This is a genomic window from Gillisia sp. CAL575 (assembly GCF_000403785.1).
Lineage (GTDB): Bacteria > Bacteroidota > Bacteroidia > Flavobacteriales > Flavobacteriaceae > Gillisia.
The window spans coordinates 220734-233632 of record NZ_APHJ01000019.1 but is presented as its reverse complement, the minus strand read 5'-3'; the positions used below and the strand labels follow the sequence as shown (position 1 = coordinate 233632).

13 protein-coding genes and 1 tRNA gene are annotated in these 12899 nt (G+C 32.9%); 9 read left to right on the top strand and 5 right to left on the bottom strand.

Annotated features, from left to right (window positions below; genetic code table 11):
• Positions 1-105: 105 nt before the first annotated feature.
• Positions 106-178 (top strand) — tRNA-Phe (locus I130_RS02415).
• Positions 179-521: 343 nt separating this feature from the next.
• Here I130_RS02415 and I130_RS02410 read toward each other — a convergent pair.
• The 3 genes from I130_RS02410 to I130_RS02400 all read right to left on the bottom strand — a co-directional run bounded on the left by I130_RS02410 (position 522) and on the right by I130_RS02400 (position 4355).
• Entirely contained in the window at positions 522-911 is a 390-nt protein-coding gene (locus tag I130_RS02410) for a response regulator (RefSeq protein ID WP_034918757.1), read from the bottom strand.
• Entirely contained in the window at positions 908-3262 is a 2355-nt protein-coding gene (locus I130_RS02405) for a PAS domain S-box protein (protein WP_034918754.1), read from the bottom strand. The genes I130_RS02410 and I130_RS02405 overlap by 4 nt, the downstream gene beginning before the upstream one ends.
• A gap of 73 nt (positions 3263-3335) precedes the next feature.
• Positions 3336-4355 (bottom strand): helix-turn-helix domain-containing protein, encoded by a 1020-nt coding sequence (locus I130_RS02400; protein ID WP_034918751.1) that lies wholly within the window; start codon positions 4353-4355, stop codon positions 3336-3338.
• 723 nt (positions 4356-5078) lie between these two features.
• Between I130_RS02400 and I130_RS02395 the strand changes: the two genes are divergently transcribed.
• The 8 genes from I130_RS02395 to I130_RS02360 all read left to right on the top strand — a co-directional run bounded on the left by I130_RS02395 (position 5079) and on the right by I130_RS02360 (position 11141).
• Complete coding sequence (locus tag I130_RS02395) at positions 5079-5414, top strand: arsenosugar biosynthesis-associated peroxidase-like protein (RefSeq protein WP_034918746.1); 336 nt, start codon at positions 5079-5081, stop codon at positions 5412-5414.
• Between the two features lie 86 nt (positions 5415-5500).
• On the top strand, positions 5501-6562 hold the full coding sequence (gene arsS / locus I130_RS02390) for an arsenosugar biosynthesis radical SAM (seleno)protein ArsS (RefSeq protein ID WP_034918741.1): 1062 nt from the start codon (positions 5501-5503) through the stop codon (positions 6560-6562).
• 17 nt (positions 6563-6579) lie between these two features.
• On the top strand, positions 6580-7089 hold the full coding sequence (locus I130_RS02385) for a rhodanese-like domain-containing protein (protein WP_034918738.1): 510 nt from the start codon (positions 6580-6582) through the stop codon (positions 7087-7089).
• 15 nt (positions 7090-7104) lie between these two features.
• The gene (locus I130_RS02380; protein ID WP_034918735.1) at positions 7105-7713 is read left to right on the top strand and encodes a TIGR04282 family arsenosugar biosynthesis glycosyltransferase; all 609 of its coding nucleotides are present in this window, start codon (positions 7105-7107) and stop codon (positions 7711-7713) included.
• Positions 7714-7721: 8 nt separating this feature from the next.
• Positions 7722-8534, top strand: coding sequence for a purine-nucleoside phosphorylase (locus I130_RS02375; protein ID WP_034918731.1), 813 nt, complete (start codon positions 7722-7724; stop codon positions 8532-8534).
• Between the two features lie 62 nt (positions 8535-8596).
• On the top strand, positions 8597-9565 hold the full coding sequence (gene arsM, locus I130_RS02370; protein WP_034918727.1) for an arsenosugar biosynthesis arsenite methyltransferase ArsM: 969 nt from the start codon (positions 8597-8599) through the stop codon (positions 9563-9565).
• A 90-nt stretch (positions 9566-9655) separates the two neighbouring features.
• Positions 9656-10453, top strand: coding sequence for a DUF547 domain-containing protein (locus I130_RS02365; RefSeq protein ID WP_034918723.1), 798 nt, complete (start codon positions 9656-9658; stop codon positions 10451-10453).
• A 1-nt stretch (position 10454) separates the two neighbouring features.
• Positions 10455-11141: a TIGR04283 family arsenosugar biosynthesis glycosyltransferase gene (locus I130_RS02360; protein WP_034918719.1), complete on the top strand. Its 687-nt coding sequence runs from the start codon at positions 10455-10457 to the stop codon at positions 11139-11141.
• Here I130_RS02360 and I130_RS02355 read toward each other — a convergent pair.
• Positions 11131-12165, bottom strand: coding sequence for a glycoside hydrolase family 113 (locus I130_RS02355; RefSeq protein ID WP_034918717.1), 1035 nt, complete (start codon positions 12163-12165; stop codon positions 11131-11133). The genes I130_RS02360 and I130_RS02355 overlap by 11 nt on opposite strands.
• A 15-nt stretch (positions 12166-12180) precedes the next feature.
• On the bottom strand, positions 12181-12888 hold the full coding sequence (locus I130_RS02350) for a DUF547 domain-containing protein (protein WP_034918713.1): 708 nt from the start codon (positions 12886-12888) through the stop codon (positions 12181-12183).
• Positions 12889-12899 lie beyond the last annotated feature (11 nt).

Below are 12899 nucleotides of genomic sequence, written 5' to 3'. Positions count from 1 at the left end.
AGCGAAGTTACAAAAGCATTTTTTTAAAATTTCCTTTGTGGGTTAATAAAAATGAAATTATATTTGCACCCGCTTGAAAGGCTTATTACAAGTTTTAAAGCAACTGGTGCCTTAGCTCAGTTGGTAGAGCAAAGGACTGAAAATCCTTGTGTCCCTGGTTCGATTCCTGGAGGCACCACCTTAAAAACCCCTTGACTTTTGTCTTGGGGTTTTTTTAATTTATACACTATGTACTACTTCTATATTATTTATTCTGAGAAACTTAGAACAAAGACACTATAACACAAATCCCATCATTTAAAAATAATTTTGCCAAAGCGGCTAAGGATTGGATATTCAAATTAAAGTTATGCGACTGCATTTGGACAGGTAGCTATCCTTCTAGAACGATTTGATGAGAAGATGAAAAATAAAAAAAACATTTCCAATACAGTTCCTATGTTGGCTGTTTTGCTTTTAAAAAAAAGCGATTACATAACGCAATAAAAAATAAAGTGGTTTTGAGAACAGAGCCCAAAAGTCTATTTTCGATGTTTACTCGCAATTTCCTTCAATTTATCTACACTTAAAGGCTTACTTAAAAACCCAGAGACTTGTGTGTAAGATTCAGCTTTAGTTATATCAGAATAAGCAATGGAGGAGGAAACAATATATATCGCTGTTTCTTTATCAAAATCAGGTTTGGAGCTAATAAGACAATCTAAAAACTGCCAACCATCCATTTGGGGCATATTTATATCTAGCAGAATAATTTCTGGAAGTTGGTATTTTGGCGACTTAAAATCTTCAAAAGCATCCAATCCATCACTATAAAAACAGACAGATTCAAATTCCTCGGTACGCTCAACCACCTTTTTTATAATAAGTTGATAAATCTGGTCATCATCTATTACACAAATGCTTTCTCTCATTTAAAATGTATTTTAAAAACCGTACCTGCTCCCACTTTACTTTCCACTCCTACGCTGCCTCCCATTGCTTCTATTTGATTGCGGGTAATAAACAAACCAACTCCTCGAGAATTTGGTCTTTGGGTAAAGGTTTTGTACAACCCAAAAATCTTATCACCATGCCGCTCCAAATCTATACCAACTCCATTATCTTTGATTTCTAAAACCCAGTTTTCAGTATCTTTATAACCAACAATTGAAATTACCAATTTTCTTTTCTGCTCCCGGTATCTAATTGCATTAGTAAGAAAATTTAAAAGCACACTTTCTAAATAAGCGGGATTAAATTTAACCATCATTTCATTTGGCACATCCCTCTTTATTATAGCCCCTTTTTCATTAATTTGTAATTCTAAAAGATCTATTGTTTTATCTAAAAAATCATTGATTTGTAGTGGCTCTATTGTCAGGTCCAAATTGGTACTTATTGATACCACTTCGTTTAAGTCATTTAAAGTGTGATTTAAAGCACCCCCAACTTTTGAAAGCAGACCGATATAGTTGTTTTTTTCATCTTCAAGAATAGTAGTATTATACAAACTCAAAATTGCCTGAATATTACTGGAATGAGACCTTAAATTATGGGAAACAATATAAGAGAAATTCAAAAGCCTTCTGTTTTGTTCCATAACGGTTTGATAAGATCTATTCAAATTGATTTCAGCCTCTTTCTTATCACTTATGTCTCTAAAATTCCCTACAATCCCATCTATATTTGGATCATCTAATAAATTGGTGATTGTAGATTCTGCCCACCTCCATTCTCCTGCTTTATTCATCAATCTTATTGGTTCACCCGGAATTGGTCTTTTGGGATTTTGAATAGCAGCCTGCATCTGCTGTTGAAATATTTTTAAATCATCTGGATACACTAAAGATTGTAGATTAACCGATTTAATTTCAGTTTCTGAATATCCCGAAAGCTTCTCAACCGAAGGAGAGGAATACAAAGTCCAGCCTTCCTTTGAAAATATCGTTACAACTTCAGCACCATTTTCAACTAATGCCCTGTATCTTTTTTCTTTATGAGTTAGTTCTTCTTGGGCAGCAACTCTTTTGGTAATATCTTCTATAGTTGCGATATGTGTATTACCCGAAAAACCCCTTTTCCAAAGCGGGGACACAGAAAGTGTAATCCATACTACATTCCCACCCTTCTGGATTAATCTTTTCTCTAGACTATATTCATGAATCTCCCCATCTAAAAGTTGCCTCATTAAGGAGGTATTATTATCAACATCAGAAGGATGCGAAACATCCCTAAAATCCATACTATTCAACTCCTCATCACTGTAGCCACTTAGCTCTCTAAATCTTCTATTGGTTTCTAAAAATCTTCCAGTGGCAGTTTCTACACGTACCATCCCAATAGCTGCTTGATTAAAAATTGTTCGAAATTTTAATTCACTATTCGCCAATTCTCCGGCTTGAGAATTAACTAATTTTTGAAGTCGAGCTGGTTGTTTAAATAGTATGAAAACCATCCAACCTAACCAACTTGCAATAAACAAAATAAAAAAGGCTAAAGGAATAAATTCATAAAAAGAGGATTTAGGATCTTTTAAACCTATATAAATTTCCCAATCTCCGTCTGGAAAAATAATAGATTCCGAGATATTATATTCTATGTCCAAATCATTCTTAAGAAAAAATTCTTCTTTCTTAGTGACCGCATTTTCCTTAGAGAACTGAAAAATATACTTATCTCCACTTAGTTCCTTTAATTGAGCCTGTTCCAGTAAACTTTCAAGCTTTATAATCACCGCAGAAAATCCCCAAAATTTATTATTCTTAAATACAGGCAGCCTTCCAACTACGGCTGTTCCTCCCTGCTTAAGGGGCATTGGGCCTGCAAAATACATTTTTCTTGTTTCTATAGCTTTTAGCGCCTCGTCTATAGTTTTAGAATCTGTTAAAATATCATAACCTATAACTGTTTTATTTTCCTCGTAAGGGAATACTTTTTGTATTACCCCTCCAGGAACCATCTGTATAGCATCAATAACTGGAAATTGTTGTAATAATGACGGAGCAGTTTCTTCAAAACCAATAATCTCTCCATTATCATTTATTAATAAACCCATGCTTAAGGCAACAGAATAACTATCCTTCAAGGAACTATTGATATTCTGCTCTACACGGTTCATTACATTAATCATATCCCGTTCTACAGATTCGCGAATAATTTGATATCTCTGATAGAGCAAATATGATCCAAGAAGGAAAAGGAAGACGCACGAAAATATACCTGCCAGGATTGGCCGAGAAAGTCTGAAATAATTAGAAGTAATAGAACCTTTTGTAGGGCTCATGCGAGGCTAGTGTATAAGTTTTAAGTTATATTTTATCCTCTAAATATATATCTTTTAAATAGAACATTCATTCTCAAACATCACTCTTCAAAGATTTCAAAAAGTATTTAGGATTCACTCCATATTTTTCCTTGAATATTTTAGAAAAATAGCTCCTGTTATTCAAACCAATGGCAAGAACAATTTCCGATATATTTTTTTCAGAATTCATTAGCATATCCTTAGCCGCTTCCAACTTAATATTCTGAATGTATTTATTTACAGTAAGATCATACACATATTTAAAACCCTCTTGCAGCTTATTTACATTTGTTCCAGCTTCTTTTGCTAGATTCTCTACTGTTAGATTACTACTAAGATCTCCAGCTATTCTTTTTGCAACATAGTCTACTTTATGAATATCTGATTTACGTAAGATTTTTGGTAATTTATCTTCAGCTTCATCATCTTGATATTGCGCAATTTGCACAACTAACATCTGAAAAGATTTCCCTTCAAGAAACAGAGATCTTAGAAAACCTGTATGTTCTTTGCTATTCATCTGATCCATAAGATCTGCAGCTTTTATACTATAGTTCCCTTGATAAAAAAATTGATTTTTAGAAACCTCATCCTTAAAGAGAGTTTTTAAAGTATCGTCTAGGTCTTGGAAATTATAATTGGATCTATGAGAAAATGTAGCTCGTATAATTTCTAAACTAGATACATGGGTTTGCACATTCGCTTTAAAGTATAGCACGTGTCCAATATAACCACTGCTGGAAACAATAATGTTTTGATAAGCATTAATATTATTTACTTCTTCAGCATCTTGAAAAGAATGTGACACAGAACCTTCTGAACAGAAAATGAACTTTAAGGGATGTATACTATTTAATGTAAAATGAATTTCTACATCCTCATAAAATTTACAGTTATACGATATCACCCCAATACCAGAATCAAAACTTGAAGCATGTACGGTTCCTTCCCCTAGTTCTTTGGGAATATTTAAAACCTGTTCCCCTCCATCATTATCTAACGGGACATTTAAAAAATCTGAAATATCCTTAATAATCTCATTAACCGGTAAGGTCTTAACTGCAATTTTCATAAAAAAATGTTCTAATTATAAGGATAAATTTCTATTTTAAATAAACTTTAACCTTAAGGTAAACGTATTGTAACTTTAAAAGCAATCAAAAATAAGTCATCGATTAAGATAATACACTGCAATTAACAAATAAACGCAAGATTAATGCGAATAACGTTATTGGCAAGATTATTAGTCTGAAACATAATAATGTTAAAAAAAGTTAAAATTTTGTACGATAAGCGTTAAGTATATTTCTAAAAACGTCCATTCCTCATTCTCAAAACCCCCAACTTTACCCTTTATTTATTATTGCTTTAGAACTCACCAATAACTATGTTATGACTACAGTATTTATCTTATTAGCATTTGAAGTTTTACTTGTTGTTTTTGTCACGATATTTTTAATTCGTAAAAACCATTGAATTTTCTTATAAATTCCAATTAACTGTTATTAGGTCATAATTACTTCACAATCTTATTTCATAATTTTTCTTTCCATTAATTTTTTAAATATCTTGTTCCACAACATTTAAACAAGCGGTTTAAAGAATAGATTATATATTTAAGGCACTTAATCCAGAACACTCGAAATCCCAATGAAATTTTGGAGAATAAAGAATAATTCTTGATTTCACTGAGGATTTAGTTCTTTTATAAGATTATTTTGAAACCTTATTTGTTTAAAACACGTAAGTATATCGTAGTCATTACGATTAAAGAACCATGTAATAAAACACTACTATGTCTAAGACCTATTATGATCCTGCTGACTTAAGAAAATTTGGAAATATTACCGAATGGAATGAAGAGTTGGGCACTAAATTTTTTGATTATTATGGAAAAGTTTTTGAAGAAGGAGCACTTTCTGCTCGTGAAAAATCTTTAATCGCTCTTGCCGTTTCCCATGTGGTACAGTGTCCATATTGTATTGATGCTTACACCAAAGATGGTTTGCAACGTGGTATAGATAAGAAAGAAATGATGGAAGCTGTGCATGTTGGAGCTGCCATTAAAAGCGGGGCGACATTGGTTCATGGAGTTCAAATGATGAATAAATATGATAAACTAAGCATGTGATAAGATTTTCACCTTAATTACATAGAGAAAAATGAATTTTTGGATTACCCTATCTGTTGACAAATTAAATTACTGAATTAAAATATATGGCTTTATTAAAATCTTTGGCAGCAAGAGAAAACGATCTGTCAAACCCTGCCAATCAATTAAAATTTTTGAGCAATGGAATCTTCAAAAAAGGAGAATTGCCTTTGTTTAAAGATAAAATCGCCGAAACAAATCACTTCCCTTTGAAACCTAAGAAGCTGGAAATTCTTCAGCTTAACTTGGGTTATATGTGCAACCAAGTTTGTTCACACTGCCATGTAGATGCAGGTCCAGATCGTAAAGAAATCATGACCATGGAAACAATGGAACAATGTCTTGAGGTAATTAGAAATACTGGTGCTCACACATTAGATCTTACAGGCGGGGCTCCAGAGATGAATCCGAACTTTCGGTGGTTTGTAGAAGAAGCATCCAAGGCTGGTATCAAAGATTTTATTGTAAGATCTAATCTTACCATTATTCTTGCAAACAAGAAATATCACGATCTGCCAGAATTTTTCAAAAAGCATAAAGTGCATGTTGCATCATCGCTTCCTTTTTATAAAAGAGATAAGACAGATAAGCAACGTGGAGAGGGTGTTTTCGATAAATCCATTAAAGCATTGCAAATGCTTAACGCTGTTGGTTATGCACAAGAAGGAACAGGTTTAAAATTAGACCTAGTCTATAATCCATCTGGTGCTTTTTTGCCTACCAATCAACAAGCATTAGAACAGGATTTTAAGGTCGCTTTAAAAGAAGATTTTAATATAGACTTCAACAGTCTTTTTGCAATTACCAATCTTCCTATCAGTAGATTTTTGGAATATTTAATTGCTTCAGAAAATTATGAAGATTATATGTATGCTTTGGTAGAGGCTTATAATCCAGTTGCCGTAGAGAATGTAATGTGCACCAATACAATTTCTATTAGTTGGGATGGTTGGTTGTACGATTGCGATTTCAATCAGATGTTAGGTTTAAAGGTGGACAGCAAAGTTCAACATATTAGAGACTATAATGAAGATCTTTTAAACGATAGAAATATAATTATTTCTCAACATTGCTATGGTTGTACTGCCGGTGCAGGAAGTAGCTGTCAAGGAACGGTTACAGAATAAGATTTAATTCAAATAACATGAACCTAAAACAAGGATTTTTACTTTTTTTTATTCTTCAATTTGGAATAGTTAATGCTCAGGAATCTTTAGACAAATTATTGTCTAAATACAATTCTCATAGCATTCCCTATATTTCTGTTGAAGAATTAAAAATGCAAAGTACAAATGAAAATGTTTACATATTAGATGCAAGGGAAGTTGAAGAATTTGAAGTAAGTCATCTTAAAAATTCAATTTTTGTGGGTTATAATGATTTTTTAGCTGAAAGAGTTACTTCTAAAATTGAAGATAAAAATGCTCCCATTGTGGTTTATTGCTCCTTAGGAATTAGATCTGAAACTATTTCAGAAAAACTAAAGGAGGCTGGGTACACCAACATCAAAAATCTTTATGGCGGAATCTTTGAATGGGTGAACAAAGGCTACCAAGTTTACGATTCTTCCCTAAACGAAACTCAAAAGATCCATGCCTTTTCTAAGCATTGGTCAAAATATTTGAGCAAAGGTGAAAAGGTTTACAAACTATAATTCTTTAAAATTCTAATGAATTTGAATCCAAAAAATTTACTTCTCATTTTTACGCGAAATCCTGAATTAGGTAAGGTAAAAACCAGACTTGCAAAAGATGTGGGAGATCAAACTGCTTTAGATATCTACAAATTCTTATTAGATCATACGGTTTCGATTACAGAAAATTTGCCTATCACAAAAGAAGTTTATTATTCAGAAAAGATTCATGAGAACGATATTTGGGATCCATCCATTTATAAGAAGAAGCAACAAGTAGGAGCAGGTCTTGGAGAGAGAATGGAACATGCATTTGCAACCGGCTTTAAAAATGGTTTTTCTAATATTATAATTATTGGGAGTGATATGTACGATATCACTGCTGAAGAATTAATGGAAGCCTTCAAAAAACTAGACTCAACTGATTTTGCTATAGGTCCTGCAGAGGATGGTGGTTATTATTTATTAGGAATGCGTAAATTGAAACCTGCTATATTTGCTAATAAGGAATGGGGAACCAATACCGTATTAAAAGATACTTTACAGGATCTAAACAATGAGAGCACAGTTCTTTTAGAAGTAAAAAATGATGTAGATTATTTTAGCGACATAAAAGAACATATAGCTTTTCAGCAATTTTTTTGATAAAAAATATGATAAATCAAATACAAGAAACAACAGACTATTTAATAAATAAAGGTTTTGATGCTCCCGAGATTGGAGTGATTTTAGGAACCGGATTAGGGAAGCTCCCAAATGAGATAGAAATATTAGCTGAAGTTAGCTATAACCATATCCCTCATTTTCCTACTGCTACCGTAGAATTTCATAAAGGAAAATTGATCTATGGAAATTTAGAAGGAAAAAAAGTAATTATAATGCAAGGTCGCTTTCATCTATATGAGGGCTACACATTACAAGATGTGACTTTTCCAGTAAGGGTAATGCAACTTTTAGGAGTTAAAAAATTATTGGTTTCTAATGCTTCGGGATCTATAAATCTAGACTTCAAAAAAGGGGAATTAATGTTGATAGATGATCATATTAATCTTCAAGGAGGCTCTCCTTTAGCTTTTAAAGGTGTTGAAAAACTGGGTGAGCGCTTTGTAGATATGAGCGCGCCTTACGATGCTAAAATGAATGCAACTATAGAAAAAATTGCAAAAGATTATTCTATAAAACTTCATAAAGGGGTGTATGCTTCAGTTCTTGGACCTCAACTAGAAACCAGAGCAGAATATCGCTACTTAAAAATCATAGGAGCAGATGCCGTAGGAATGAGTACAGTCCCAGAAGTAATTGTAGCGAATCATTTAAATATTCCGGTTTCAGCAATTTCAGTAATTACAGATGAAGGAAACCCAGACGACCTAAAACCCGTAGATATAAGTGAGATCATCGCGATGGCTGAAAAAGCAGAGCCAGATATGATCTTATTATTTAAAGAATTAATTAAAAGCCTCTAGGTATGTAATTATAAGAGATTAATTACCACTTAGCACATAAGATCACATTAATACAGAGAAAAATGAGTTATTTAGATACTACATACGATGTTTATAAAGAAGCAGCCTTAACTCCAGATGTTGGTTTATGCTGTACTACAAATCCTATTTGGGAGCTTCCTGGTTTGAAAATTCCCAAAATTATGCAGGAAATGAACTATGGTTGCGGGAGTACTGTTCACGCAAGAGATCTTTCTAATAACCCAAAAATGCTTTATGTAGGTGTTGGAGGCGGAATGGAATTACTTCAATTCGCATACTTCAACCGTGAAAAAGGTGGTGTAATCGGGATAGACATGGTAGACGAAATGTTGGAAGCTTCTCGTAAGAATTTTGTAGAAGCAGAAGCTGCTAATCCTTGGTTTAAAAGCGATTTTGTAACCTTAAAAAAGGGAGATGCTCTTAATTTACCTGTAGAAGATAACACGGTAGAAGTTGCAGCGCAAAACTGTTTATTCAATATTTTTAAGGCTGAAGATCTTAAAAAAGCTATTGAAGAAATGTACAGAGTTTTGAAACCTCATGGGAAATTGGTAATGAGCGATCCTACTTGCGAGCAGCCAATGAATGATGAATTAAGAAACGACTCTAGATTGAGAGCTTTGTGTTTAAGCGGAAGTTTGCCAATTGCAGAATATGTAAAAGCACTTACTGATGCTGGTTTTGGAACCATCGAAATTAGAGCTAGAAAACCTTACAGAATTCTTGATCCTAAAAACTACCCAACAGAAGAGTTGATCTATATAGAATCTATAGAAGTAGCAGCTATTAAAGATCCAATGCCAGAAGACGGGCCATGTATCTTTACTGGAAAAGCGGCCATTTACTACGGAGATGAACCGTTTTTTGATGATAAATTAGGGCATATCCTTCTTAAAAATCAGCCTTTGGCAATTTGCGATAAAACTGCAGCAGCATTACAAAGTTTGGGAAGAGATGATATCTACTTTAGCGAATCTACCTTTCACTATGATGGTGGTGGTTGTTGTTAGAACTATGACTGGTTTAAATTTGTCCTAATTAGATGCTGAAACGAGTTCAGCAGGACCAAGAATATTATAATTATTATTTAAACAAATACCATGAAAAAATCATCCTTATATGTAGCAGTAATAACTGCATTATTTTTAAACAGTTGTAACTTAATTTCTTCAGCAGGCTTGTCTAGTAAAGGCTTGCCAACAAATGAAGTTTCAGATGATTTACCTTCTACCACTGCAAATTCTGAAGTAAATGTAGACCACAGTGAATGGAATAGCTTGCTTAAAAAGCATGTTTCTAAAGATGGAATGGTAGATTACAAAGGTTTCATGAAAGATAGGGAGCAATTAAATGCATACCTCTCTAAACTTGCGAAAATGAAACCGACCAAAGACTGGTCTGTACAAGAACAATTGGCTTATTATATCAATATTTATAATGCATACACCGTAGATCTTATTCTGAATAATTATCCAACAAAAAGCATTAAGGATATCGATGGAAATTGGACAAAAGATATTGTAACTATTGGTGATGTTGAAATTTCTCTTGGTGGTATTGAGAATAGCATTTTAAGAAAAATGAACGAACCTAGAATACATTTTGCAATTAATTGCGCATCTATTTCTTGTCCAAAATTACTTAATGAAGCATACACGGCAGCTAAAATTAATGAGCAATTGGATAGAGTCACTAAGGAGTTTATTAATTCCGATAAAAATGAGATCTCAAAAAATTCTGCGAAATTATCCTCTATCTTCGATTGGTATAAAAAAGATTTTACTGATGGCGAGATGACTGTTATAGATTACATAAACAACTATTCTGATGTTAAAATAGATAAAGGGACTTCAGTAACTTACAAAGATTATAACTGGAATCTTAACGAACAAAAATAAAATGATCAGCATTATTATCCCTGTTTTTAACGAAGAAACCGGAATTTTAGGGCTGCTCGATCATCTTAAAAATAATTCTACCTTTTCTAACAATGAAATAATTGTTGTAGATGGGGGAAGCACAGATAAAACTCCGGAGATACTTAAAAACTATCCTGGAGTTTCTTTTTTTTCTTCAGAAAAAGGACGAGCAAAACAAATGAATACTGGGGCTAAAAACGCAAAATTTGAGGTGCTTTATTTTTTGCATGCCGACAGTTACCCACCTCTTAATTTTGATAAATTAATTGTAGATGAAATAGAATCTGGTAATGTAGCTGGTTGCTTTCAAATGCGCTTCGATATGGATCACTGGTGGCTAAATTTAATGGGGTGGCTCACTAAATTTAATCATAAAGCCTGCAGAGGTGGCGATCAATCCCTATTTATTACTAGAAATTTATTTATAGATATTAAAGGATTTAACGAGACTTTTGTGGTGTATGAAGACAATGAATTTATTGGAAGACTTTACATGAAAAATGCTTTTAAAGTAATTCCAGAGTCTATAACTACTTCAGCAAGAAAATACGAAGAAATTGGGATTTGGAAGTTACAATTTTGTTTTGCAAATATTTACTTAAAAAGAATAATGGGAGCTTCTCCAGAAGAATTACACCAATATTATAAGCGTAAAATTAATCCGTGATCATTTCTCCATAAAATCCTTTTACAACATTTAGTGCGGGTTTATTTTGGGGAGTAAATTGATTGTCATCCAGTCCTCCAGCTTTCTCATGATTGTGGAACCATTTCCAAAGAAATCCACCAGAGAACCACTCTTCTCTCCAAAACTCCTGATATAAAGCCATCAAAGCATTAGATTGCAATTCATTATTCACCGAAGTTTCCTCTCTGGAAGAATCCCATGGTTCACGAGTAGCATAATCTGTATTTCTATATCCATATTCTGTGAAAAGTACTTTTTTATCGACTTTAGAAGAAAGGTTTTGTAATTGAATTTTATGAGGTTTCCAAGACTTTCTTAACTCTACTATAGTTGGAGATTTCCCTTCACTAAGTGGAAAATAAGCATCTACCCCAATGAAATCTAATTTGTTCCAAAAAGCAACCCTTTCTACTTTATCCCAGTTTTCGGCATAGGTAAGTTTGCCTTTATAAATATCCCGAATTTTAACTATAAGCTGCTCCCAGAACACGGTTCTCTCGTTAGCAAATGCAAATAACTCCGTGCCTAAACATAAAATCTCCACATTTTCTTCAGCAGCCATTTTAGCATAGAGCATAATAAATTCTTCGTAAGATGTTTCAAATTTTTTCCAATCCTCTTCAGAAATCATATTAATGTTACCGGTAAATTCTCCTCTCCTAATCCAAATTTGAGGTTTCATCATCACTTTTAGTCCTTTAGAATGTAATAACTGAGTAGTTTTACGAGCACCATCTACTCGCTCTCCCTCCCATTGTCTTTCGGTATTGAATTTTAAATCTGGGCTTGATAAATTTTCTAAAAAAGCAAATGGCATAACAGCCACTGCATTTGCATTTACCTCTAAAATAGGTTTTATGTGAGATTCTGAAACCGGTTCTCTAGAAGCAACGAGACTAACACCATTCAATTTAACTTCAGAATTTTGACCCCGACAGGAGGTTAAAACTGATATTAAAATAATCAAAAAAGTAAATCTAGAATTAAAAAGTGTTTTTTGCATGAATATTAGACGATTTTAAAAACTATTTAATTCCCAATTATATGTATAAAAATCGATTTTTAGATTGGCTGGAATCGGAGTTTTTCTGAATCTATTTGCGAAATCTATAAGGTTACTGTTTTCTGAAGTAAAATCTTTTTGATACCATTTCATAAGTTCAGAAAATAATACTTTATCTTTTTGAATCTTTACAAAATCTGAAGCATTCATTGCCTTTACAGTTTGTTGCTGTAATTGTTTTTCCAAAGTTTCTGGTCTATAAGCTTCAGCAATTATTGGAGGACATCCTTTTGCAGCACAAACTAGCACGAAATGAAATCTAGCTTCTTCAGGGTAATTTCCTAATAAAAATTTCTTTTCAATATCATCTAGAGTCACTGATTTTTGCCCTAAACTATGTGTTTTGGCATTAAAGAAGCCTTCAATATCCATTGGGGATTTAACAGGGAATTGTTTTACAATACCATTTATCACTCCAATATTATAGGCATTTATCCAAAAAGCTTTATAAACATCTGGGTCTTCAGTAGATACTTTTACCCGTTTCGCAAAGCTTAACAATTCAAACAAATCGTTGGGATTCTGCTTTATTTCTGCGTACTTTACCTTGCCATTACTTACATATTGCTTAAAAAATATATCTGAAGCATCGAAGAATTTTGAAGTTTCCTGAGCAAATGAAAAAGTGGAAATTAGAATTATTAGTAAAGAAAATTGTTTCATTTTTAAAATTT